General features: G+C 40.0%; 19 protein-coding genes. 10 read left to right on the forward strand and 9 right to left on the reverse strand.

Translation table 11 applies throughout. The features are described from left to right. Positions 1-415 precede the first annotated feature (415 nt). The 3 genes from ylqF to BG00_RS03780 form a co-directional block, all read right to left on the reverse strand. Positions 416-1,369: a ribosome biogenesis GTPase YlqF gene (gene ylqF / locus BG00_RS03770; protein ID WP_036980631.1), complete on the reverse strand. Its 954-nt coding sequence runs from the start codon at positions 1,367-1,369 to the stop codon at positions 416-418. 761 nt (positions 1,370-2,130) lie between these two features. After that, on the reverse strand, positions 2,131-3,696 hold the full coding sequence (locus tag BG00_RS03775) for an ATP-binding cassette domain-containing protein (RefSeq protein WP_036980634.1): 1,566 nt from the start codon (positions 3,694-3,696) through the stop codon (positions 2,131-2,133). 4 nt (positions 3,697-3,700) lie between these two features. Then, positions 3,701-5,293, reverse strand: a complete 1,593-nt coding sequence (locus BG00_RS03780; protein WP_036980635.1) for an ATP-binding cassette domain-containing protein — start codon at positions 5,291-5,293, stop codon at positions 3,701-3,703. A gap of 122 nt (positions 5,294-5,415) precedes the next feature. Here BG00_RS03780 and BG00_RS03785 point away from each other — a divergent pair, with 122 nt between their 5' ends. From BG00_RS03785 to BG00_RS03820, 8 genes are all read left to right on the forward strand, one after another. Beyond that, positions 5,416-7,503, forward strand: a complete 2,088-nt coding sequence (locus tag BG00_RS03785) for a TonB-dependent receptor (RefSeq protein ID WP_036980637.1) — start codon at positions 5,416-5,418, stop codon at positions 7,501-7,503. Between the two features lie 102 nt (positions 7,504-7,605). After that, on the forward strand, positions 7,606-8,283 hold the full coding sequence (locus BG00_RS03790; RefSeq protein ID WP_036980639.1) for a TetR/AcrR family transcriptional regulator: 678 nt from the start codon (positions 7,606-7,608) through the stop codon (positions 8,281-8,283). Between the two features lie 26 nt (positions 8,284-8,309). Beyond that, entirely contained in the window at positions 8,310-9,263 is a 954-nt protein-coding gene (locus BG00_RS03795; RefSeq protein ID WP_036980641.1) for an ABC transporter permease, read from the forward strand. Then, the gene (locus BG00_RS03800; RefSeq protein ID WP_036983342.1) at positions 9,260-10,207 is read left to right on the forward strand and encodes an iron chelate uptake ABC transporter family permease subunit; all 948 of its coding nucleotides are present in this window, start codon (positions 9,260-9,262) and stop codon (positions 10,205-10,207) included. The genes BG00_RS03795 and BG00_RS03800 overlap by 4 nt, the downstream gene beginning before the upstream one ends. After that, a complete protein-coding gene (locus tag BG00_RS03805; RefSeq protein WP_036980643.1) occupies positions 10,204-10,977 on the forward strand; it encodes an iron ABC transporter ATP-binding protein in 774 nt (257 codons plus the stop codon). Before BG00_RS03800 ends, BG00_RS03805 begins: the two co-directional genes overlap by 4 nt. 1 nt (position 10,978) lies before the next feature. After that, entirely contained in the window at positions 10,979-11,938 is a 960-nt protein-coding gene (locus BG00_RS03810; RefSeq protein ID WP_036980644.1) for a siderophore ABC transporter substrate-binding protein, read from the forward strand. A 118-nt stretch (positions 11,939-12,056) separates the two neighbouring features. Then, complete coding sequence (locus BG00_RS03815; RefSeq protein ID WP_036980646.1) at positions 12,057-12,593, forward strand: YaeQ family protein; 537 nt, start codon at positions 12,057-12,059, stop codon at positions 12,591-12,593. A 184-nt stretch (positions 12,594-12,777) separates the two neighbouring features. Continuing rightward, positions 12,778-13,383, forward strand: a complete 606-nt coding sequence (locus BG00_RS03820; protein WP_010392243.1) for a PGAP1-like alpha/beta domain-containing protein — start codon at positions 12,778-12,780, stop codon at positions 13,381-13,383. Here the strand turns inward: BG00_RS03820 and BG00_RS03825 are convergent. Continuing rightward, a complete protein-coding gene (locus BG00_RS03825; RefSeq protein WP_036980649.1) occupies positions 13,380-13,589 on the reverse strand; it encodes a hypothetical protein in 210 nt (69 codons plus the stop codon). The genes BG00_RS03820 and BG00_RS03825 overlap by 4 nt on opposite strands. 399 nt (positions 13,590-13,988) lie before the next feature. On the opposite strand from BG00_RS03825, the gene BG00_RS03830 reads away from it, so the two are divergent. After that, positions 13,989-14,462 carry a Dps family protein gene (locus BG00_RS03830; RefSeq protein WP_008112861.1) on the forward strand — a complete coding sequence of 158 codons (474 nt, stop codon included), beginning with the start codon at positions 13,989-13,991 and terminating at the stop codon, positions 14,460-14,462. Positions 14,463-14,527: 65 nt separating this feature from the next. Here the strand turns inward: BG00_RS03830 and BG00_RS03835 are convergent, their stop codons facing one another. From BG00_RS03835 to BG00_RS03845, 3 genes are all read right to left on the reverse strand, one after another. Next, positions 14,528-16,600, reverse strand: a complete 2,073-nt coding sequence (locus tag BG00_RS03835; protein ID WP_036980652.1) for a S9 family peptidase — start codon at positions 16,598-16,600, stop codon at positions 14,528-14,530. Between the two features lie 108 nt (positions 16,601-16,708). Then, a complete protein-coding gene (locus BG00_RS03840) occupies positions 16,709-19,840 on the reverse strand; it encodes an efflux RND transporter permease subunit (RefSeq protein WP_036980653.1) in 3,132 nt (1,043 codons plus the stop codon). A 13-nt stretch (positions 19,841-19,853) separates the two neighbouring features. After that, on the reverse strand, positions 19,854-21,032 hold the full coding sequence (locus BG00_RS03845) for an efflux RND transporter periplasmic adaptor subunit (RefSeq protein ID WP_036980655.1): 1,179 nt from the start codon (positions 21,030-21,032) through the stop codon (positions 19,854-19,856). 292 nt (positions 21,033-21,324) lie between these two features. Here BG00_RS03845 and BG00_RS03850 point away from each other — a divergent pair, with 292 nt between their 5' ends. Further along, positions 21,325-23,835 (forward strand): zinc-dependent metalloprotease, encoded by a 2,511-nt coding sequence (locus BG00_RS03850; protein ID WP_036980657.1) that lies wholly within the window; start codon positions 21,325-21,327, stop codon positions 23,833-23,835. A gap of 52 nt (positions 23,836-23,887) precedes the next feature. Here BG00_RS03850 and BG00_RS03855 read toward each other — a convergent pair whose 3' ends face one another. Together BG00_RS03855 and BG00_RS03860 are read right to left on the reverse strand one after the other, a co-directional pair. Continuing rightward, on the reverse strand, positions 23,888-24,676 hold the full coding sequence (locus tag BG00_RS03855; protein ID WP_036980659.1) for a PhzF family phenazine biosynthesis protein: 789 nt from the start codon (positions 24,674-24,676) through the stop codon (positions 23,888-23,890). Between the two features lie 65 nt (positions 24,677-24,741). Then, the gene (locus BG00_RS03860) at positions 24,742-25,356 is read right to left on the reverse strand and encodes a PQ-loop domain-containing transporter (RefSeq protein WP_036980661.1); all 615 of its coding nucleotides are present in this window, start codon (positions 25,354-25,356) and stop codon (positions 24,742-24,744) included. Positions 25,357-25,610: the final 254 nt, after the last annotated feature.

Below are 25,610 nucleotides of genomic sequence, written 5' to 3' on the forward strand. Positions count from 1 at the left end.
TTGCTCATATCGGTGACGGTAGATATGAAACTAAAAAGCCCTTACGGGCTTTTTTTATGCCTATAATTTAATATAAAACCCCCAAAGTTAATGAGAATCATTTTCATTAAGGTGTTGACTACCACTCAAATCTAACTGATAATCACTATCAACAAGAGGGAGTGCATTGCTTCTTGTGACTGAAAAATTCATTTGTTTCTCGACCCTGAAACAAACGTGTGGCGCACGCTAACAGCTATGGAAACCTGTTATAAACCACAACGCCCCTTGCTGTTTATGACCTGTTTCCGCCCTACTCATTTACTTGCTACATTGCTCATATCGGTGACGGTAGATATGAAACTAAAAAAGCCCTTACGGGCTTTTTTTATGTCTGTAATTTAACGCGTAAGGCCTTAACCTAAGCTTTTATAAATTAACGGCGGTTTTTTCGTGCACGTGCTCGGCGTTGTTTTTTCTCTTCTTCTTTGGCTTGCTTTTTCGCCTCTGCTGCCGCGCGCAATCCAGCTACCATTATCTCTTCTTCTTCACGCATGGTAGGTGTTTCCATGGTAATACGACCGATAATGCCATCTCGTAATTCATTAATTAGAATTTCCGACATTTTATACGTATCGATTTGGTTACCACCGCGAATACAGCCGCGCTTTTTACCCGCCATTTCAACAAACTCCCAATCGCTTTCTGGCAGTTCATCTAATTTATAGCGCGCTTTTAAAAGCTCAGGATAAGCATGCAATAAATACTCGGCGGTGTAACTTGCCACTTCTTCGTACTCAATAGCGGTATCACGTATCGCACCGGTTGCGCCTAAACGATAACCTGAGTTTTCGTTCTCTACTTTTGGCCACAGCATCCCTGGCGTATCGTAAAGCATAATGCCATCATCAAGTTTAATACGTTGCTGCGCCTTAGTAACTGCAGGCTCGTTACCGGTTTTAGCCACTATACGCCCAGCAAGCACATTTATGAGCGTCGATTTACCTACGTTAGGAATCCCCATAATCATGGCTTTAATTTGCTTATCGGCACCGACTTTATGCGGCACTAACTTTTTACACAGTTCATTAATTCGATGCACTTCTGCGGCTTTATCGTTACCAAACGCAATGGCTTTTACGCCATTTTCTTGCTCAAAATAGTCTTTCCAGATTTGCGTCATTTTAGGATCAGCTAAATCGGCTTTATTGAGAATTTTGATGACCGGCTTACCTTCACGCAGGGTAGCCACCATCGGGTTTTCGCTACTGTAAGGAATGCGCGCATCTAGCACTTCAATGATCACATCCATTTGTGGCATTATTTCTTTAATTTCATTTCGGGCTTTATTCATGTGCCCAGGGAACCACTGTATTCCTGTTCTACTCATTTGATTTTCAAACCTTTTAATTCAACCCATAACGCCATGGGGCACTGTGTGGGGTACTGGGTGAATAATTTCGATTTATCACCTCAACTAATAGTACATAGTTTACTACAGAAGCAAGCTATAGTGCTTCTAAAACTAAAAAGAGTTCACTTCAAGTTTTCTTAAGGCCAATCTCTGAGCGCACAAAATAACCGAGCACCCAAGTATTTTCCTATTTTTTAATAATGTATATTCTCTACAGTGTGAGCAATCTGGAGAGCTTCAGCCTCGTCCAGAAAACATCGAAAGTTCGAAATTCCATCACATGCTCCTGCGCTTACTTTGCCCCTGTCTTTTTCATGGCGTAACCGAACTTTGTATTAAGATCTGCAAGAGACCAAAGCCTGTCGAATATTTTGCAACTTTATCCATAACATCATCTAAGGAATGAACAACTCATGCCTCCATGGCTCAAGAACCGCACTCAAAAAAATGAATCAAAATCCCATTAACACCAATTAGGCTTGGCGACCCCTCTAAAAATAATAAAAACCAAACACAAGAGAAGATTATGAAAAACACATTTTATAGACAGCCAGTTCCTCGCTATTTTGAAACAAGTCAAAATCAATGTGCCAGCCTCTGAGCTTCTCAAGGTGTAGAGGAGTAATTAATCTATGAATCGCTCAGAACTTTTTTGCGATAAGCAGCCTGAATGACTGTGAAAAGTATATTGGACACGTTACATAACAAATAGATAACACGCCCATTAATTTAAACTTTCAATTAGCCAGCGTTATGGTTTTGTGCGCTTGCCATATCGCTGGGTTACGATGAGAAACAACAATGATTGTGCAGTCTAATTGCATTAGTTCCTTGGCAATAATAGCTTCTGTTTCGGTGTCTAACGCTGCAGTTGCTTCGTCTAAGATAAGAATAGGCGCTTTTTTTAATATTGCTTGTGCTAGGCCTATTCGTTGTTTCTCACCTCCTGATAACTGCCCGCCACCATCGACCACAGGCTGATTAATACCCAGTGGAGACTGAGATATTACGTTTGTTAACATCATTTTTTGAGCTATATTTTCTACTTCTTCATCGCTTGCAGTTGGGTTACTCATACGGATATTGCTCGCAATAGTGCCATTAAATATAACTGGCGACTGTGGCACATAAGCAAACAATGTTTCACGCTGAGTGCTGGTGATTGATGATAATGATGTGCTACCGATTTGAACACTACCACTTTGAGGTACATCAAAGCCCATTAAAAGATGGAGTAAGGTGCTTTTACCTACACCACTCTCTCCGCGGATCAATACCCTAGTACCTGATTCAATTTCCGCTGAAAAACAACTAAATGCAGGTTGATAAGTTAGTTTGTCAATTCTCATATTGTAATTATGGAGTTGTTTAGGCTGCTTATTTATTGGCTCTTGCAATTGGGGAGCTTCTAGCACATTAAAGTAACTTTTTATTGCTGAGGTATGCTCATTTACACTTAAAGCGGCTAAAGCAAGCGCCTCCATTGGAAAGGTTGCACGTAATGCCAGTAACATGACTACAAAAACATACTCCCCTGAGTAAACGCCTGCTGCCAACATATAAACCAGCACCCCTAGGCATGGTAAAGCACCTGCTACAACGGCATAAAATGTCGATTTTGCCGCAGCCTTATTGGTGCAAGCTAATGCTTTACTTTGTGCAAGCCAAGCTTCTTCAGCTCGCTTACTTGCATTGATGCAACCCGTTGCACTGCGTAGCAGTTCAATATGATCAACAAACTCTTGCCCCGCATGCTTAGATTTTTGTTCTAACCCACTACGCTGTTGATCTGATTTTAAAAGTGCCCGCTGAGAAATTAACTGTATGTACAAAGCAATCATTAATAATCCAGCCAAGATTAAAGCAACCTGGTATCCAGCAACCCAAGTCATACCTATAGTGATCACTATTGGAATTAATGGTGCATGGATAAACTGTTGTAGCTGATGGGCAGGTATCGCCATAAAACTAGGAATATGTTGACCCATTAAAGTGATTAACTTGGTTTGGTTTTGCGCCTTAAACCAACGCACTTTAATATGAGCCATGCAGTTTATTATTTCACTATAAAGCGCATCAATTAAGCTTACCGCTACATTAAAGCCTGAACGAGAGACTAAAATAGTCATTATAATGGTCACACAGCCCAGTAATAAAACTGTGTATGTAGGCCACACACCTAAAATAGCCAAGGCAATTGCTATGTAACTCAGAGATTCTAAAACAGCCACAGCCCCCCAACCGATTGTCACGGGCAGCAACACTTTAAATGCAGACTTAGTTAATATTGATGGTTTACGCATATTCTTAACCTACACCTTGATTACTTTTTAAGATAAGCTCATCATCAGCTAATAAGCTAATTTCGGGGTCATGACTCACTATGATTATGATTTTATTGTATTTTAATGCGTGTTGCTGCAATGCTTGGATAATTAGCATGGATGTTTCGTCATCTAACGCGCTAGTAGGCTCATCAAGTAGCAAAATTGCTGCTTCGCTTAAAAAAGCACGAGCTAAATTTAAGCGTTGTTTTTCACCACCGGAGAGTGCGCTCGCCTGCTGAGATAAATCGACATTAAGTTGGGCGCTCTGTAGCGCACTCAGGTATTTATTTGCAGCAGCCCTGCCACCTGTTAGAGCTAAATTATCTTGTACCGTTGCATCTAATACACTCAATCCTTGTGGCAACAACATAACCAATTTATTTAATGAGTGTTCGGTAAGATGTTTTATATTTTCAGAATTAATATAAATCCTCCCCGAATAGGCCGGTTCAAAGCCAGCTATTGCACGCAGTAAGCTTGATTTGCCAACACCGCTTTGTCCAGAAATAACAAATAGTGAACCTGATTGAGCCGATAAGTTAATACTTTGCTGGCGTAATTCATTATTAATTTGTAAGCTCAGATCACTAATAACAAGCTTGTTAGATTCAATAGGCTCACACTCTTTTTCACCAAACACCAGCGTGGGTATATTTAAAAACTCCTCAATATCTTTCGCCGCCATTTTGCCTTTATAAATGTAATCAAGCCCGTGACCTAATTTAAGTGCTGGCGCTACAATCACTAAACTAAAAAGCATTAACGGCGCAAGCGAATCAATTTCCCATTGACTGCCAATCCAGTAAACCAATGTATATGTCGCGACCGCTTGCAACATTGCCGTTGCTAGCGCCACGATGGTTGCTACTCGTTTAACTCGATTTTTCATACCGTGAGTAAAACTTGTTGTTGCGCTTTTTAAGCGAGCAAGTGGGCCAGCCGCCGCTGGAGTTGTTCGACAAACTAATACTCCTTTGCTGTACTCAGTCACACTGCCTGTTATTTGAGCCATCACATTAGTGCTCTCTTGAACCTGCTTTTTTGCTAATCTCGGAATAATAAAGAGATAACAAAGTATTGCTAACCCGCCCGGAATAAGAGCAACAAGCGCACTTATATGCGTGGTATAGAGCAATACCCCTAATGTAATAACCGGTATGATGAACAATACAGTCAATTCAGATGGTAGGTGAGCTATCATGTAATGCAAATTAGCTACATCGTCATTAATTAATTTCTTTAACTTATCACTGCGGTATTTTACCAAGCTATAAACTGGTAAAAAGCTAAGTTGGCGAGCGATATCAATGCGCAATTGGGCGGAGAACTTAGCTTCTGCATTATGGCTAAGCCATGCACTTATTCCTGCAAAAGTAGCTGCAAGCAACCAACTTATACATGCTATCAATAACCATTTATCAGCATCCCCTAAAAGTAGCTTAACCACAGATAAAAGTGCAAAAACCCCTGCTATACCACTACATACCGAGAATAAAGTGCCTATAAGCAACTCAGTTGAAATGGGCTTTACCGTGCGCTGCAACCTTTTGTACTTTGCAAATCCTAACAACATAAACAACCCAAACGATAAAGTTAAATGATAAAATTAATTATCAACACAGTGTTGATAATCAGTTCAGCAAAGAGTAATCTAAATAATAATTATTATCAACCTACCTCTTAAAGGATTAATTTGTGTCATCTTTAATACAAAAAAAGTTTTCTGTTTCACTGCTAAGATTGTTTGTATTAACTTACTCTTGCGCTGCTATTACAAACGTATACGCAGATGAGAATGAAGAGAAAAAAGAAGATATTCAGCACGTTATTATCTATGGCCAAAAATTAGCCAGAACAATGCAAGAAACCACAAGTTCGGTACAAATCATTACAGCTGAAGAACTTAAAAAAAATGCTGACCTTACGACAATTGCTGAAATCCTGCCTGGTACTGCAAACGTTATTTATGCTGGTAATACCGATGCACCTATTATTCGAGGCAACGATACAAAAGGCCCTGTTAGTGCAGGCAACGCCTACCTTTCAAAGCCTATTCCGAGTGCAACTATCAGCGTAGATGGCCGATACTTAACAGCCAGTGAGCTCGACTTAGGGGCTGCAGGCTTATGGGATGCAGCTTCGGTTGAAGTATTTAGAGGCCCACAAACAACAAACCAAGGTGCAAACAGCATTGCTGGTGCTGTGGTAATTCGTACTAATGAGCCTACTTTTACACCTGAAATTGCAGCGCAAGCTTTGCTTGGGAGTCGTAATAAACATAGAATTTCCGCTTTAGTATCAGGGCCTTTAAGTGAAGATTTTGCTGCCCGTATCGCCATAGATTACAGCGCTAGAGATACATTTGTGACCTACACTAACCCAAATTTTACTGCACATGACTTCGATCTCGACTGGCAGAACAAAGATTTGCGCGCAAAGCTTTTATGGCAACCAAGCAATATTGACGGTTTAACCAGTAAGATCACCTACGCTTATAACGAAACCCACAGACCTAGAAGTGAAGTAGTTACTGAACCCTATGACAATCTTGAAAACGCCTCTATTTTTCAAGATAACCAAACAAGTAGTAACCATGCAGGCATTTGGGATATTGAATATTTTTTTGATGAAGGCATCTCATTGGTTAATCAACTGCAATATTCAGAGGGTGATTTCGATTACTTATTTGCCGAACCTTTTTCAGGTGATGCTGAGCGCACAAATAAAAACGTTTCGAACGAGTTACGTTTAACATTTGATGATAAAAACAAAGATTTTCAAGGAGTCACAGGGCTATTTTATTGGCAAGATAAAACTAAAAATACGTTTAATAATGTTTTAGGTAATGCAGATGCCGACCTTGAACACCAAAGTATCGCCGCATTTGGGGAGTTAATTTGGCAATTCGCCAACCAGTGGGAACTCACTGGCGGGCTACGCTATCAAGAAGATACGATTAGTCATGACGGTCTAGCGAGCTATGTGCCTGAACGACATGAATATAAAGAAACATTTAATGTTTTGCTGCCTAAATTGTCTTTGGCTTATAAAGTAAGTGATGAAATAAATATTGGCGCATTAATAAATAAAGGATACATACCAGGCGGCACGGGGATTAACTTTCGTGGTGGCGAATATTATACCTTTGATGAAGAGTATGCTTGGAATTACGAGCTATTTACTCGTATGTCATTTCTTGAACAACGTTTTACCATAGATGCCAACGTATTTTATACCCAATTTAAAGACTCACAACGCGCCGTGACTGACTACTTAGATGGTCGTGCATTTGGTTCGATAATTGTCAACGCCGATGAAGCGACAAGTTGCGGAGTAGAGTTAAACGCGGCTTATTCTGCCAATGAGCAACTCTCATTGTATGGCGGTTTAGGTTTATTAGAGACTGATATTAGTGAGTTTAACGATTATAGAGGGGAGTCATTTGTCGGTAATGAATTTAGTAAGGCTCCTGGCTATATGTTTAATTTAGGTACTGAATATAAAGTCACAGAAGCGTGGTCGCTGGATATCAATATGCGTTATACCGATTCATATTATTCATCTGACACCAATGACCCTGAACTACGCGTCAACTCTTACACTGTAGTGAACTTCAACACTGCATATCAATTTAATGAGAATCTATCTGGGTTTATTTATGTAAAAAATGCATTAGACAAGCATGCTCCACTTAGAAAGAATTTTGATAGAAGTACAAATGGTGAAGCCGCCTATTTACTAGAGCCAAGGGAGCTTGGCGCTGGTATTAGGCTCTCACTCTAACTAAAAGCATTATCGCGTAATGTTGCTGTATTAAATGAAAAACATTTTACCAAACAGCGGTAATGGTTAAGATGTATTTTTTAAATATAGGAGCTCTGGCACATGACAGAAAAACGAGTTAACAACAATACGCGACAGCGCGGTAGACCAAGCCGAATTAGTCGCGAAAGCATTGCTCGAGTGGCCCTCGATATAGGTATACAAGATGCCACTTTAGTGAACATAGCTAAAGCATTACAAGTGGATCGCTCTTCACTTTATCATCATGTCAAAAGCCGCAAAGATGTGGTGAGCTTAGCCACGGAGATTGCTGTTCAAGAGCTAAACTGGGAGGCTCAAGAAGATGCAACTTGGCGCGAAGAGCTAATAATTTTAACGGATGCTCTTTGGCAACTTTATACACAAAACCCAGGCTTAGCCGAAGCTGTACAGCAAGCTTTAGTAACACCAATAGAAGGTATCCATGGCTTTGCTGAGTCAGTTGCTAGGTTACAACAAAAAGGGTTTGCTCTTGATGATGCTGTAATCGCAGTTGATATGCTCGTTGATATGGTTTGCGACTGTTTTTTAGGCTGGTGGTCAAATAACAAGCCAGACAGTAAAGGGAAGCCACGCAGTGAACGATTAATTAAGCTATGGCAAGAACAAGCCAAAGATCATCATCATGCGGAACAAATTAATGCCATGGTTGCCATTATGCAAGCAGGCCAACGACTGTGGTGGGAGCGTAAGCGCGATCTTGTATTAGATGCAATAGCGCTCAGGCTTTCCCCGTCATAACAAATAGCGCATCAAACAATTAAATTATGCCACTGAAATCATCATTATTAATTATTATAAGTACACTATTAATCGCTTTATGTTCATTATTTTTAGGGGTTTCAAAGCTACCTATTACAGCTCTTTTCCAAGGTTCTGAAGAAGCGTGGTTTACCCTAACAACTAGTCGAGTTCCTCGTTTAGTTGCACTTGTCCTTGCTGGAGCGGGGTTAGCAATATGTGGGGTAATCTTACAACAAGTTGTGCAAAACCGATTTGCCGAACCTGCAACAACAGGTGGTCTAGATGCTGCAAAACTCGGAATGCTTATTGCCGCGATCCATTTTCCTAATACTGGAGCGCTAGGAAAGTCTTTAGCAGCCTTTATTTTTTGTTTATTTTGCTGCGGTTTGTTTGTCTTGTTGCTACGTCGTATCAAGCTAAAAAGCAGTGTATTGATCCCAATCATTGGCTTAATGTATGCCAGTGTATTAAGTGCCATAGCCAATTTTTACGCCTATCAAAATAACCTAATGCAAAATATGCAGGCGTGGTTATTGGGTGATTTCTCGAAGATAGTGCAAGGGAACTATGAAACTTTATTTTTTATTCTTCCCATCGTGGTACTGACTTACTTTTTTGCACAACGCTTTATTATTATTGGTATGGGGGAAAGCGTAGCGATAAGTTTAGGGTTAAACTATTTCTCTATAGTGGCTGTGGCTTTAGTGATTATATCGTTATGTGTCGCCGCAATTATGATTACTGTAGGCAGTTTACCATTTATAGGGCTTGTGATCCCCAACTTGGTCGCAATGTATTTTGGCGACAATATAAAAAAGACATTACCTATTAATGCATTATGTGGGTCAACATTCTTAATTATATGCGATATTTTCAGCCGTTCTTTAATCTACCCATTTGAAATTCCTATCGGTTTAACTGCTGGTTGCCTAGGCGGTTTTTTATTTTTGCTCATTTTATGGCGGCAAAAAAAATGAAAAAACTCATCCTATTTGGCTTTTATTTAAGTTTTACGCTACTTATTGGTTTTTTTCTTTTTTGGCAGTCCGACTTTAACTTTCAGTATATTATTTCAAATAGACTTATACGCTTAGGTGCAATCATCATCGGTGGTGTATGCGTCGCATTTAGCGCTATTTGCTTTCAAACAATTTGTGGTAATCGTATTATTACGCCAGCAATTATGGGTTACGAAGCCATCTATCTGTGCTTTCAAGCAACGCTAATTTTGATATTTGGTACTGCAAGTCAAATTGTGATTGGCGCTTATAGCAACTTCTTTTTAAGTATAGTTGTAATGCTAATTTACTCATTTGCACTACAACAATTGCTTTTTAAAAATGGTCAAAAGAATGTCTACTTCCTGCTACTTTCAGGCCTTATAATTACCTTAGTTATCAGCAGTATTACACAACTTATTCACTATAGTATTAGTCCTGGTGAATTCGCTATTTTCCAAGGCTTTAGTCTAACGTCTTTCAATCGCGTTGAGTTACTACAACTTATTGTGGCCTTTGTTATTACAGCGACAGTTGTATTATGCTTGCAAAAGCAACATCGCCGGTTTGATATTCTTTTACTTGGCCAAGACCAGGCTCAATCTCTTGGCATCAATACCCATCATTTTATTAAATTAAATTTAGCGCTGATTGCTATATTAGTTGCTGTTTCTACAAGCTTATTAGGCCCCACAGCCTTTATGGGGATTTTTGTTGCCAACTTAGCCTATTCACTCGTTAAAGTAACTCGCCATTGGTGCATATTAAAAGTCGCTAGCATAATTGCAATAACCGCGTTCTTAATTGCGCAGGTTTTAGTGGAACATGTATTTAATTACCGCTTAACGGCAGGTATTTTGGTTAATTTATTTTGTGCTGCTTACTTTTTAGTTTTGATTATACGCCCAAGGAATCATCTATGATAACTGTTACAAACTTGTCGTATTCATATCAAAATACGCGCGTACTTAAAGATATTAATGCATGTTTTCCTGAGCAAAAATTAACATCTTTAATCGGGCCAAATGGCGCAGGAAAGAGCACTTTACTTATGTCTATTGGCCGCCTGTTAGGGGGTGATAAAAAGTGCATCACATTGAATCATAGACCTATCAGTGAAATCCCCACTAAAGAACTCGCATTAAAGATAGCAACATTAAGACAAACCACGAATATTGATTTACGGATCACAGTACGCGAACTCGTTGCATTTGGTCGATTTCCTCATAACCGAGGGAAATTAACAACATTGGATAATGAGGCAATTGATCACGCGTTAGCATTTTTATCAATTTCGCAATTAGAAAACACTTTTATTGATGAGCTTAGTGGAGGACAAAGACAGTTATGCTTCCTTGCTATGACAATTGCGCAACAAACCCCCTACTTGTTACTCGACGAACCTTTAAACAATTTAGATATGAAGCATGCATCCCACATAATGAATGCGTTAAGGCGCCTTTGTGATGAGCAAAAGCGCACTATTATTTTAGTTGTACATGATATTAACTTTGCCGCTAATTACTCAGATCACCTTGTCGCATTAAAAAAAGGTTCGGTACACAGTAGTGGCACTGTAGAGCAAGTCGTTACCCAACAAAACCTTCAAGATTTATATGAATTTAACATTGAGATCATTCCCAGCTCTCACGGCCCAATTTGTAACTATTTTCACTCGACAGGAATCGCATAAAATGAATAACGCTTTACCAACAAGTATATTTATCATCTTATTCTTACTTACTGGCTGCGAACCCAATACGGGTGCAAACATGGCTAAAGAGAGACCTTCAGCTGAAGCCATGACTTTAAATCATTCATTGGGGGAAACAATAATACAAAGCACGCCTAAAAGGGTTATAGCATTAGATATGAATGCTGTAGATACTCTCAACCAATTAAACATACCCGTAATAGGAATTCCAAAAGACTTTATTCCACATTTTTTACCATCATATAAGAACAATCCAAACGTTCGAGATCTCGGGGCAATTATACAACCAAACTTAGAACGCGTTTATTCTTTAAACCCTGATTTAATTCTCATTTCATCGCTGCAAGCCTCTCATTACAAAGCACTGAGTGAACTTGCGCCAACCTATTATTTCGATATTAATTATCAAAATAGTGGCGCTGACCATGTTGAAAAAATAAATACTTATATGCTCAACTTAGGACGTATTTTTAACAAGCAAGAATTAGCGCAAGAAAAGGTGGCAACTTTAAACGCAAAGTTAAAAGGTACTAAGCAATTAATAACTGATCGCCCAGAGTCGGCGATGATTGTATTACATAATAACGGTACGTTACGCTATTTTGGGGTGCAATCTCGATATGGCTTTATTTATAATGGGCTAGGTGTTAAACCCGCAAGTCAAGAAACGGCAACAAGTGCGCATGGCCAACCTATATCCCATGAATTTATGTATAAATATAACCCTGATATCATTTACGTTATTGACCGTACAGCAGTGATGGAAAATAAGGCCGCTGTTAATTTAAACGATTTAAATAACCCCTTACTCAAGAAGACCAATGCATGGAAAAATAACCGCGTTCGTATTGTTGACTCCGAAGCGTGGTATATAACGGGTGCTAGCTATAGCTCATTAATGATAATGCTAGACGATATTGCACAAGGTTACGTAAATTAAAAATTCAGTTCTTGTTGCGGTCATATACCTAAACCATCTTAAACTCTGAGTTCTGTATCTTGAGGTGGTTTGGGTATTAATGCGCTATACTGACGCAAATTTTTTCATATAAGACACTATGGCTCTCAAATCTACCATCATGAAGGCGCAGTTATCGCTAAGCGATATGGACCGTCACGTATACCAAGACTTTAATTTAACCTTGGCACAACACCCATCTGAAACCGAGCAGCGCTTGATGATCCGCTTACTCGCTTTTGCACTTAATAGCTGTGATGGATTAGAGTTTACTAAAGGTTTATGTGCTGATGATGAGCCGGAGCTTTGGCATGTCAATTACAGTGAAGAAATAGAGCTTTGGATTGAGCTAGGGCTGCCTGATGAAAAGCGCCTTAAAAAAGCTTGTAATAAATCTAAAAAAGTAGTGCTTTATACTTACGGTGAGAATAACCAAGCTATTTGGTGGCAAAAGCATCAGCCTAAATTATACGAGTTTAAAAACTTAAGCATTTTTAGCCTTGATTATGCTGCTACTCAGTTATTAGCTGCGTTGGTTGATCGTAATATTAAATTGGCTATTACCATTCAAGATGGTGAAGTATGGGTTAATACCGACACCACTAACATTGAGATAAAACCTCAGCAATTAATGTAATTAGAATAGGTTATACCAATTGCATTAAATTAGTTATCTATTATAGCGACAAGTAAATAAGTCGGTAACAAGGCGAAAATTGTGACATATAGCTGTTCTATATAAATAATTTTTAACGTAGGTAGCGGATTATTTAATACGCTAGAATGATCATGTTTTTAATAAAATTGGTAATAGGGGGCGTATGAAAGTTAAACGCGTTATTGTTTTACATGGCTTGTATATGTCTGGCTTGGTTATGCGCCCGTTGTGCTCACGCTTGGAAGAGTCGGGGGTTAAAGTTTTAAACTTAACCTACAATACTCGAGACCCTAATCGAGATGCTATTTTTACGCAAATAGATGAGTTTATTAGCAATGAGCCTTCTGCTTTAGTGTGTCACTCTATGGGGGGCTTAGTTGCTCGCGCCTATTTAGAGGCAAACTCAGCGCCAAGTCATCATGTTGAAAAGGTAATCACCTTAGGTACGCCACATACTGGCAGCCATATTGCTGAAAAAATGCAGCAAAAAGGGTTCGAGCTATTATTAAAAAATAGTGTTGAGTTTTTACTTTCTAAAAATGGTGATTGGCCTTTTAAAGCCAAGCTATATAGCATTGCCGGCGACTTACCGATTGGCTTAATGCCACTCATTGTAAAAGGCAGCCGCTCTGATGGCACCGTACTGCTGGATGAAACCAAACTTAAAGGTATGGCTGAACACAAGGTGTTTCATTTAAGCCATACCAGTATGATTTACTCTCGCCAAGTCGTTAATTATATTCTTGAACGCTTGAACGAGGACATTTAGTCCTCGGCTGCAGCGGCCACTTTATAGCTGATCAAAAATATAATACCCAACACCAGCGGCATGGGTGCAGCGATATAACCAAAGGTATCAGAGTTTGCAAAACTCGCACCCGCTAAGTGCGCAACTAATCCAATAACAAACGCGACCAAAGCAATACCAATAACGATGAGTTCAGCTTTATTCTCTTTACGTGTTTTAGCTTCCATTATTTCTCTCCGCATATAATCAAGTAGCCCCTTAACTCAATAAAGTGCTCTCTATCAAGTTGGGTTATAGTGATTATGCGCTTTACTTATGCGCATTTTTTGACCTAAATCAATAAATAAAATAAGTGTGCGCTGCGCCTGTCAAAAGCTTGTTTTAGATCATGTTTTATACTTAATAAAGCACTAATTTTACTGCTCAAGGTAGTATTTTTATAAACACAACCCATATCTATTAAACAGCGCTAGCTAACTTATTTAAAAAGTCGAGCTACGGTGATAGCTTTTAGCTATGACACCAATATATATAAACAATTTTATTAATACACCATCTTAGGTAATAATGACTGAATTGAACAAGGTGTAAACAAATTCATAAAACGGTTCTTTAAGGAGCAAGGTATGTCGCAAGTAAATGCAATTGGTTTAAACAGTACAAAAAGTGAAGATATTATTAAGTCACTGAATACGCTTTTAAGCAGCTATCAAATTCAATATATGAATGCGCGCGGTTTTCACTGGAATATTAAAGGCCGAAACTTTTTTGAATTACATTTAAAGTTTGAAGAAATTTATAACTTACTACTATTAAAAGTAGATGAAATCGCAGAACGTATTTTAACGCTTGATGGTGCACCGCTACATGCGTTTTCAGATTACTTAGAAGTAAGTGAAATTAAAGAAGCAAAAGGGATCAGCGATGGCGTAACCGCAGTAGAGAACTTACTTGCCGGATACAGCAGCTTAATTAAAATGCAGCGCGATATTCTTGCACAAGCCGCTGAAGCGGATGATGAAGGTACCGCGTCACTAATGAGTGACTACATTAAAGAGCAAGAAAAACTAGTGTGGATGTTAAAAGCCTACCTAGATTAAGTTATTTTAAAAAAATAAAAAGCCTCAGTTATTACTGAGGCTTTTTTGTAACAATCATTTACGGGCTATGACAAAGCGATAAAAAAGGCCATTTCTAGGGCTTTTTCTTCTAAACTCTTAAAGCGACCCGATGCCCCACCATGCCCTGCATCCATGTCGGTTTTAAACACTAAAATATTATCATCGGTTTTATATTCACGCATTTTAGCCACCCATTTCATTGGTTCCCAATACTGTACTTGTGAGTCGTGCAAACCGGTTGTCACCAATATATTGGGGTAGTGTTGCGCACTAATATTGTCGTACGGTGAATACGCTTCAATAATGTCGTAAAAATGGGGGTCATTTGGGTTACCCCATTCATCATACTCATTTGTTGTAAGCGGAATGCTTTCATCTAACATGGTGGTGAGCACATCTAAAAATGGCACATGACAGCCCACTCCACAGTAAAGCTCAGGCGCTTGATTTACCACAGCTCCCATTAATAACCCCCCAGCACTGCCACCCGAGGCAAATACTTTACTTTTGTTGCCGTATCCTTGCTCAGTGAGCGCTTTGGTTACATCTATAAAGTCATTAAAGCTATTTTGTTTATGCTGTTTTTTACCATGTTCGTACCATGAACGCCCTAGCATTTCGCTACCACGCACATGCGCAATCGCATAAACAAAACCACGGTCGAGTAAGCTAAGTGACGTACTCGAAAAGCTAGGATCAATGGTGATCCCATACGCGCCATAACCATATTGAAACAACGGATTTGAGCCATCTTTGTTAAAGCTATCTTTACGATATACCAACGACACCGGCACTTTTACTCCATCTCGAGCGCTTATCATGAGTCGCTCTGACTGGTAGTCATTTGCGTTAAAATCACCAAGTACTTTTTGTTGTTTAAGTAAGGTTTTTTCACCGGTGGTTAAATCAACATTATAAAGCGAGCCTGGCGTTGTTAAGCTTGAATAGTAAATGCGTGCATGGGTTACACTTGGCTCTGGGTTCATCGCAATAGCGGCGTAGTAACAAGGATCATCAAACTCAAGGTTCATTCGCTCGGCGTTTTTATTAACCACAACAAAGCGTGCTTGGCCTTGTTCGCGCTCGCTAAGCACTAAAAAGTCGTTAAATAGTTCAACGCCTTCTAATAATACAGTTTCACGATGAGGGGTATGTGTTTGCCACTGGTTTTTATCAGCAATGGTGTCGCTTGTTGCGGTCATTAATCTAAAGTTTTTGGCCTGCCAGTTAGTCACTATATAAAAAGTATCACCAAGCTTATCGATATCAAATTCATGCCCCTCTTCGCGCGGCATTAAAGCGGTAAACTCACCTTGCGGTTGATTGGCATCAAGCACCCACATGTCGTTAGTTTCTGTGCTCGCCAAATCAATAATAATGAAGCTTTCATCACGACTTTTACCCAACCCCATAAAAAAGCTGCTGTCTTGCTCTTCGTATACCAGCACATCTTGGTGTTGCTCAGTCCCTAGTTCATGTCTAAAAACTTGATAACCTAATAAGGTTTTTAAATCCTTTTTTACATAAAATACGGTTTTATTGTCGTTCGCCCAAACCACTTGCCCCTCGGTAATCTCAAGTACATCGTCGAGCATTGTATTGCTGCTTAAATCTTTAAACCGTACTGTGTATATACGTCTGCCATCGGTATCTTCAGAGTAAGCCATTAATTGCTCGTTGGGGCTCAGCGCCACTTCCCCTAATTCATAAAACTCATAGCCATTGGCAAGTTCATTAACATCAAGTAGTAGCTCTTTATCAGCCATTGCCATACTGCTGCTGCGATAATGACGCGCATATTCATCATCTCCGCGAACCTCTGAGTGATACCAATACTGGCCATCTTTTACCGGTACAGTGTTATCATCTTTTACAATACGGCCTTTGAGTTCCTCAAATAATGCACTTTGTAATGGCTTAATAGGGGCTAATTGCTCATCACAATAAGCGTTTTCTTGTGCTAAATGCGCGAGTATTTCGGCACTTTTTCGTTCATCATCGCGCATCCAATAATAATCATCACTGCGTGTTTTTGCGTGAGTAGTCAGCGCATGAGGTTGCTTTTTAGCAATAGGAAAATTAGGCAATAAGCTTAAAGAATAATCAGAAGAAGACACAAAAAAACCGTTTAAAAAATAACAATGGCGGTCAGTTTATCATAAAAATAAAAAAGCCAACCGATTTATAAAAGGTTGGCTTTTTTCAGCTACATGATCTGGGTGATGTTAACTTACGCTCGCTTTTTTACTTGCGAACGGGCGCTTAAATAGCGCGCCTATGTCGGTTAAAATAATATATAAACACGGCACCAAAATAAGGGTGATCAGTGTTGCAAACATAACCGCAAAGCCCAGAGCTACCGCCATAGGTATTACAAATTTGGCTTGTAAACTGGTTTCAAACATAATCGGCAATACCCCTGCAAAGGTCGTAATTGAGGTAAGTAATATGGGTCTAAAGCGTGCACAGCCTGCTTCAATAACCGCATCTTTTATACTGATACCAGCTCGACGCGCCTGATTAATAAAATCAGTCATCACCAAAGAGTCGTTAATAACCACCCCTGCAGCAGCAATTAAACCAAAACCCGACATTAAACTAATATCTAAACCAAACCAAAAATGACCCCATATTGCCCCCGTTAAACTAAATGGAATAACCGACATTACAATGAGAGGTTGTGAGTAACTTTTTAACGGCACGGCAAGTAATATATAAACTAAAATCATACCGCCAGCAAAAAATAACAATTGCTCATTAGCTTGCGCCTGTTGTTCTTCAATTGCGCCACCTAGTTCTGACTTAACACTTGGGTATTCGTCCAACAGTTGTGGTAGTAGATTTTCTTTTACTTGCTTAACCACTTCGCCTGGCTCAATCACTTCCTCATCAATATTGCCATACACATAAACAGTGCGATAACCGCCTTCACGACGAATATAACTAATACCAGGGGTTTCGGTTAGCTCAACTACATCACCTAGCAATACATCTTTGCCTTGTGGCGTAGTGATAACCGCGTGTTTAAGCGATGAAAACGCTTCGCGAGTAAGCTTAGGGTAACGTACCATCACCCGTACTTCTTCACCGCGGCGAATAACACGTTGCGCCTCGCCACCATAAAAGCTCGCGCCTACTTGATTTGCAATTGAGGCCAAATCTAACCCTAAGTCAAAGGCGACTGGTTTTAAGCTCATTTGTACTTCTTTGCTAGCAGGGTCAATGGTAGAGCTTATATCAAATAAGCCTTCTTGCTGCTGCAATAACCCAATAAAGCGGCGCCCTGCTTCATTCAATGTATCGATATCAGAGCCATACAGTAAGTAACCAAACTCACCGTTACCGCCGCCACCTCCACCGCCAACATCATCCTGAATAGTTAGTGATTTAACACCCGCGATATTAGGCATCGCTTCACGCCAGCGGCGCGAAAGCTCAAAGGCATTATAAGGGCGTAAATCTTCATCAACCAATGGCGCTAATAACTGCGCCTCTGTACGACCTTGGTTAAATACCAATACATCGCGAATCATCTTTTGCCCTTCTTCGCGCTCGGTTTGCTTATCTATTTCAAGCACCATGGCTTCGATTTGACGAATAGCATTAATGGTTTGGATGTCTGATACATTATCATTCATTTCAACATTAATTTGCGGGAAGTCATGCGGCACTTTAGGCGATGGGATCATTCTCACCTGGTTTGACGATATTAACGCAAAGGTGAAAATTAGTAGCGCAATAAAACTAAACAGCACCGTCCAACGCCACTTTATACAATTAACAATAAACTGCCTATACGGCCCATTCACAAAGCCAAAAAAGCGCTTATTAAAGCGTGCTCGCCAACCGTCAGGGTTAATAGGTGAAAAGTGAGTATGCGCAATGTGTGCCGGTAATATCAGCTTAGATTCAATCAAGCTAAATATTAAACATAAAATCACCACCACTGAAATACCTATAAAAAAGGAACTTTCAGGGCCGCTTGAAAGCGTAAACGGCGCAAATACCGCAATGGTTGTTAGTACACCAAAGGTGGCAGGGGTTGCCACTCGTTTAGCGCCATTAACCACATTAACAACACCGCCGCCTTTTTTTTCTATTTCGGTGTAGGCACTTTCACCTATGACAATGGCATCGTCCACCACAATCCCCAGCACCATAATAAAGGCAAATAAAGACACAATATTAATTGTGATACCAAATAACGGCATCAGCATCATCGCACCTAAAAAGCACACTGGTAAACCAATCATTACCCACAGGGCGAGCTTAAAACGTAAAAATAATGAAAGCATAATAGCGACTAAAATAGCCCCTTGAAACAAGTTAGCTTTCATCATATCTAAGCGTGCATTGAGGTAGTATGTCATGTCCATTAATGGCTCTAAACGCACACCCAATGGCAGCTCTTTATTTTTTTGGTCCATGTAGGCTTTAACAGAATCGGCCACCGGAATAATGTTTTGATCTTCGGTGGCTTTTACCGATAAATAAACTGCGTTTTCGCCATTAAATTTAAAGTAACGCTCACCTTCAACGAACTGATCTTTAATAATCGCAATATCTTGTAGCAACACCTTGGCACCATTGGCGCCAATTTTTACCGGAATTTGCCTAAACTCTTCACCAGAATAAAACTGATTTTCTACTCGAACCGAAATAACACCCGCATCAGTTTTTAATTGTCCGGCTGAAAAGTTAGCCGAATAACGACGTACCGCGTTCGCTACATCCGATAAGGTTAAATTATATTGGCGCAGTGTGTCAGGCTCTATTTCTATGGCAATTTCATCCAGTGGCACATCGTTTACCACCAAAGAGACATTCGATAACTGCAAGAGTTCATCTTCAACCTGATTTGCGATTGGCTTAAGCTCATTTAGCGGTAGGTCGGCAACGAGCGTCATACCAATTACATCTTGGCGAAACTCTATTTGACTAATGGTAACCGGCTCCATTCCTGCAGGGAAAGTCGCGATACCATCTACTCGCAGTTTTACCTTATCGAGAACGTCGGTAAGCTCTGCGTCAGTATTAATTTCAAGGCTGGCAGAACCCCCATTACGAAAAGCGCGATATACCCCTTTTTTTATCTCAGTTATATCTTTTAGCGATTCTTCAATTTTTATTAAGATACTTTCTTCAATTTCTTGTGGCGATGCCCCTGGGTAGTTTGCATTTACAGTAATATAGTTAACTTCTATATTAGGGAACATTTGTCGCTGAATGGTAAAGTAGCTTATAAGCCCCATTACAATAATAAAAAACATCATTAAATTGGCAGCAACAGAGTTGTTAGCAAAATAAGCAATTAACCCTGTTTGTTTGGTTGTATTGGGCTGTTCTGTGTTATTCATAACTCACCCTACCTTAAAGTTTTTCAGTGGATGCATTTTCTGCTGCATCTGTATTTTTAGTCTCTGTTAAACCGGCTATTTTTACTGCCATGCCTTTTTGAGGGTATTCCGGTAAGGTAGTAACGAGCTTATCGTTGACTTGTAAGCCATCGCTAATATAAAAATATTCACCCTCTTCACGAATCACTTTTACTTTACGCGGCTCTAACTGTTGCTCATCATTAACTATCCACACTGTTTGGTTATTTACTAACTCTTGCGGTAAACGATAAATATTATTGAGCATAGTGCCGGCAAAGTTTACTTGTACATAAGTGCCAAATTTAATTGCAGGCTGCTGATTAGTAAGCCCATAAGGATCTTCAATTCTTACCACTAAACTGCTCATGCGAGTCGCGTTATCAACAATCCCTAAATCGCGGTCTATTACTGCTTGGCGAGTAAACCCATTTAATCCTGTTTTAATAACCGTTGCCGTTACCCCTTTAACACGCTCAGGTAAAAACACACTGTCAAAGCCAGCGATCGGAATAATCACTTCAGCGGTTTCAATATTATTCAGCTCGGCAACTTGAGCGCCCATACTGACAAACTGGCCAACACCTACGTTACGACTCACTACTAACGCATCGTATGGTGCAGTGATTTCACAATTATCTAAATCGCGTTGGGCTCTTTTTAATGCTGCTTGCGCCGACTTAACTGATGCTTGCGCACTCAGCACTTGTGGTTTGCGTAAAAATAAATCTGTACGTGCTTTATTTGGGAAACGTTTTGCTTCGTCTTCTGCTACTTTGGCTTGCGCTTGCTCTTCAATTAACACCGCTTGAGCGCGGGCAAGTTCAGCTTCAGCTTGCAATACTGCGGCCTCATAGTTGTCTTTTTCAATTGTAAATAGGGTTTCACCGCGGCCCACAACCCCACCTGCTACAAAGCTCGGATGCCAGCTGACGACTTCACCTGACACTTGCGCTGAAAGCTGGGTATTTTCAAGCGGCTGCACTTCACCATAACTATTAATGATAACTTGATGGTTGTTAGCGGAAACGGCTTCAACCTGCACCGTTGGTCGAGTGTCTATGACTTCTTTTTTGTCTGACTCTTTTGCAATCGCATTAATTGCAACAAAACCAGCAACACCTAATGCCAGTGCTACAAATGGAAAAGCCCATCTAAGTACATTACCTTGCATCTGTTTATTTCTCCCAAATTACTATTAGCACTATGATACCAAAGCTTAATGAAACATTAACGTGACATTTGTAAGCAACTGTTACAAAAAGGTATAAACAAGGTCTTCTTCCGCAAATAAAAGGTAAGTCAAAAGCACTGTTAAGCCGCTTTATAAATGTATTGTTACAATCTTTTACCATTATAAATCATAAAGCTAATCACTTTAGGTTAGTATTTATTAATCATACTGTGCGAAAAAGCATGACACACCGTACAGTAAAGTTATATTAACAACTAAAAAAGACTAAACGATGAAATTAACCACACTTACCTTGGCGCTGAGTATAGCGCTTAGTGGCAGCTATGCTGTTGCAGCAGAAAAAAAAGAAGAAAAGAAACCACAAACATTAACTGAAATGATTAAAGGGCAAACCGAATTTGCGGGTATTTTTAATCTTTACCAAGATGAAAAAAACGGCGATCACTTAATGGTAATTAACGAGTCACAGCTCGATACGCCCTTTGTGTACTTTGCGCATACCATTGATGGTGTAACTGATGCGGGTCATTTTCGTGGGTCGTATCGTGAAACAAAGCTGATTGAATTTAGAAAATACTTTGATCGTATTGATATTATTAGTAAAACCCCTCGCTACTTATTTAACGAAAATAGCGCACTTGTCAAAGCCAGTGAAGCTAATATCAGCGAAGCCGTGCTTGCAAGTATAAAAATAGAAAAGCAAGAAGAAGGTAAAATAGCCTTTAATGTAAATAAGCTTTTTTTAAGTGAAGCGCTACATAAAGTGTCTCCTACGCCTAACCCGAACGATAAAAATGCTAAAAAGCGTTTTAAAGTAGGTAAATTAGACGATAAAAAATCACGCATCATCAAACAGCGCCCATACCCTAACAACCTAGATGTGGTTGTCGATTATGTTTTTACCAATAGTAGCCCAACCGTTCGAGGTTCAGGTGCTGTAAGCGACCCCCGAAGTGTGTCGGTAAAAGTTCAACACTCATTTGTAGCTTTACCTGATAATAGCTACCAACCTCGTTTTGATGATGCGCGCATTGGTTATTTCACCAATCAGTTTGATAAAATGACGTCAACCGACTGGGCGCCATACCAAGATGTCATTAAGCGCTGGGATTTGCAAAAGAAAGATCCAAACGCAGCACTTTCAGAGCCAGTAAAGCCGATTACCTGGTGGATAGAAAACACTACACCGGTTGAATGGCGTGACACCGTGCGTGATGCCGTACTTGCTTGGAACACCTCGTTTGAAAAAGCAGGCTTTAAAAATGCGCTCGAAGTAAAAATACAACCTGACGATGCCGATTGGGATGCCGGCGATATTAACTATAACGTACTACGCTGGACTTCATCACCCAAACCACCGTTTGGTGGGTATGGGCCAGCATTAGCGAACCCGTTAACCGGTGAAATTTTAGGCTCAGACATTATGCTTGAGTTTGTATTTATGAAAAACCGCTGGATATACGATACGCTTTATACTCAAGGCACGATGAGCCATACACAGCCAACCAACTATTCAGAACTCAATTGCTCTTTAGGTCATGAATTACAGCAAAGCCTAATAATGGCCAAGGGCTTAGCAAATGGCGCTGATATTGAAGATACCCAAATGTTACGCCAAGGCTTAACTCAGCTGGTTTTACATGAAGTAGGGCATACTCTAGGTCTTAATCACAACATGAAGTCTTCTATTTTATGGGATGAGAAAGAAGTTCACGACAAAAGTAAAACCCAAGGCATAATTACCGGCTCGGTAATGGACTATGCGCCAGCAAATATAGCGCCAACGGGTGTGACTCAAGGCGATATTTTCCAAACTAAACCAGGTCCATACGATGATTGGGCAATAAATTACGGCTACAGCGCAGCGCTTAAAGATGAAGCTGCAGAGCAAGCTCGCCTTGATAAAATACTCGCTCGCTCAAGCGAACATGCGCTTTCCTTTGGTAACGATGCCGACGACATGCGTGCCCCTGGCCGCCATATAGACCCTCGCGTGATGATAGGTGACTTGTCGTCTAACCCTGCAGCTTACGGCGCAGATAGAATGGCACTGATCAATACACTCTTTTCAGAACTTAAAGACAAAGCTACAGTAAAAGGTGAGTCTTACCAACAGCTTGTTACTTCAGCTAACAGCCTATTTGGCCAGTATCGTGCACAAGCAGGCGTGGTATCTCGTCAAATTGGAGGGGTTTATGTAGAGCGTGCCGTCGTGGGCGATGAAAATGCAGCAAAGCCTTTTACACCGGTACCACTTGAGCGTCAAACCCAAGCAATGGCTATTTTAGCTGAGTATGTGTTTGCTCCAAATGTACTGCAAAGCATGCAGCCATTGTATAACTTTATGCAGCAGCAGCGTCGTGGGTTTAATCATTACGGTAAAAACGAAGACCCTAAACCGCATAAAATGATTTTAGGCATGCAAAAAGGTGTATTAGCGCAACTACTGCATCCTGCTGTGTTACTGCGTATTTCAGATACCGCTTTATATGGTAATGAATACAGCCTTACGCAATTTATGGAGGATTTAACTGCAAGTATTTTTGTTGATAGTAAAAATGCTAATTCAGTCAGTCATAATTTACAGATTGAATACGTAAATCAGCTTATTGCAATTGCAGGCTTAAAAAAAGCAAGTAAATACGATAACTTAGCGAAAACAGCCGCGCTATATCAGCTAACTCAAATAGCTGATCAAGATGTTGCATGGGGTGCAGACACCGCAACCAAAGCACATAAAAAATATATCGACCGCTTAATTAGCAAAGCGCTAGAAGCATAAATAACACTGAGTAAACCAAGGCCACGTTTTACGTGGCCTTTTTTACACTAACTCAAAGGTAAATAGTACCTTTAAGGTACCTTACGGCATGACCCGTTAAAGTTACTGTTGTATCACCCACTTCACAGTAAAGCTTCCCGCCTCGTTGTGAGGCTTGATAAGCACTGAGAGAATTTTTTCCAAACTGCCCTGCCCAATAAGGGGCAAGCCCAGTATGAATTGAGCCGGTTACAAAGTCTTCATCCCCCCCACTTGCAGGCCAAAAATAACGAGAAATAAAGTCATACTCAACACTCGGTGCTGTTGCAACCACATCTAATGGGGCTAATTTTTTTAGTTGTTCATTGGTTGTTTTCAGATCTACAACCTGCTGCTCATTATCATAAATAGCAAAATAAGCTTGGCGGTTTTTCAGCACTTTAGCAGGTTGTATAGACAGGCCAGCTAATAGAGCATTAGGGATGAGTTGAACCTCTTCAGGGGCTTGTTTAGGAAAGGTCATAGCAAAGCTGCCATCGTTATTTTTATTAACAATCAGTTTGCCCACAGCCTCTGCGCTAAAGCACACCTGCGATATACTATGTTGCTCACAAAGCACATAGGCCGCCGCTAAAGTAGCATGGCCACAAAAATCAATCTCCATTAATGGCGAAAACCAACGTATCGCAAAGCTTCCATCTGCCGACTGACAAGTAAAAGCGGTTTCAGACACATTGTTTTCCGAAGCGATATTCAGCATAAGATCATCACTAAGCCAAGACTCCAATGGGATCACGGCAGCATAATTACCTTTAAACAGTTCACTGCTGAACGCATCGATTTGATGGATAGTTAATTTCATAGTGGGCACTTTTTATTTATTGGTCACTCAAAGTGCCACAAATGAAATTAACGGTCACTATAATTTTATGCCATCACAGGACGTACGCGATAATACTGCATACACGCAAATTGCAGCGCATTAGTTAGCAATATCATAATAAACATTAATATATGCGAAGTACTTTGCACTGGCATGGCTAGCTCTGCAAACAAACCACAGATACCTGCTATAAATTGCAAACTAAAATAGCGCGCACTCAGGTTACTAATATTCCCTGTTCGCAGTGTTTTATAGGTTTGTGGCATAACCCGTACTGAACTCATAATTAAGCCCACATAAGTTAAGCCGTTTAGCACAGAGGCAGTATCTAGGTTAGGGTTTAACAGCAACAAAAAAGGTAATAACGAAAAACTAAGCATGCCAAGTAACTGCAGCTTCTGACGTTTAGCGGCATTATAACGGACAAAAAAGTATAAAATTAAACCACTCAACAATCCTGTCGCAAAAAACGGCAAAGCAATATAAAAGCGAGCAAAATAAAGATTGTAGCTAATAAAGTACACACTTTGCGCTAAACCAAATGTCATCATTAACAGTGATACACCCGATACACTGCGGTTTTTAATAATTTTATTAAGTAGCGGTAAAAAACTAAAAACCAAAATAAACACTGACAAAATAGGCAAATAATACGCCAAAGCAAACCTCGCTCGTTACATTGTTGTTAATAAAAAGGAAGAAATAAAACATTTTTTAAACATTTGTTTTTAAAGGCTTTATTTTTGTGCGCGCATTGTAGAGCTGGCTAGGTTTTATACAAGCTTAACGCTTACTTTAGTTTTTAGTGATGGCAACTTGAGTATACAAAAACCGTTACTAAAACTTCACAGCACGCCACTCCAACCAATTGCAATACAAATGATAACTGTTATCATGCGCATGCGTATAATTT

The organism is Pseudoalteromonas sp. SCSIO_11900 (assembly GCF_000576475.1).
Lineage (GTDB): Bacteria > Pseudomonadota > Gammaproteobacteria > Enterobacterales > Alteromonadaceae > Pseudoalteromonas > Pseudoalteromonas tetraodonis.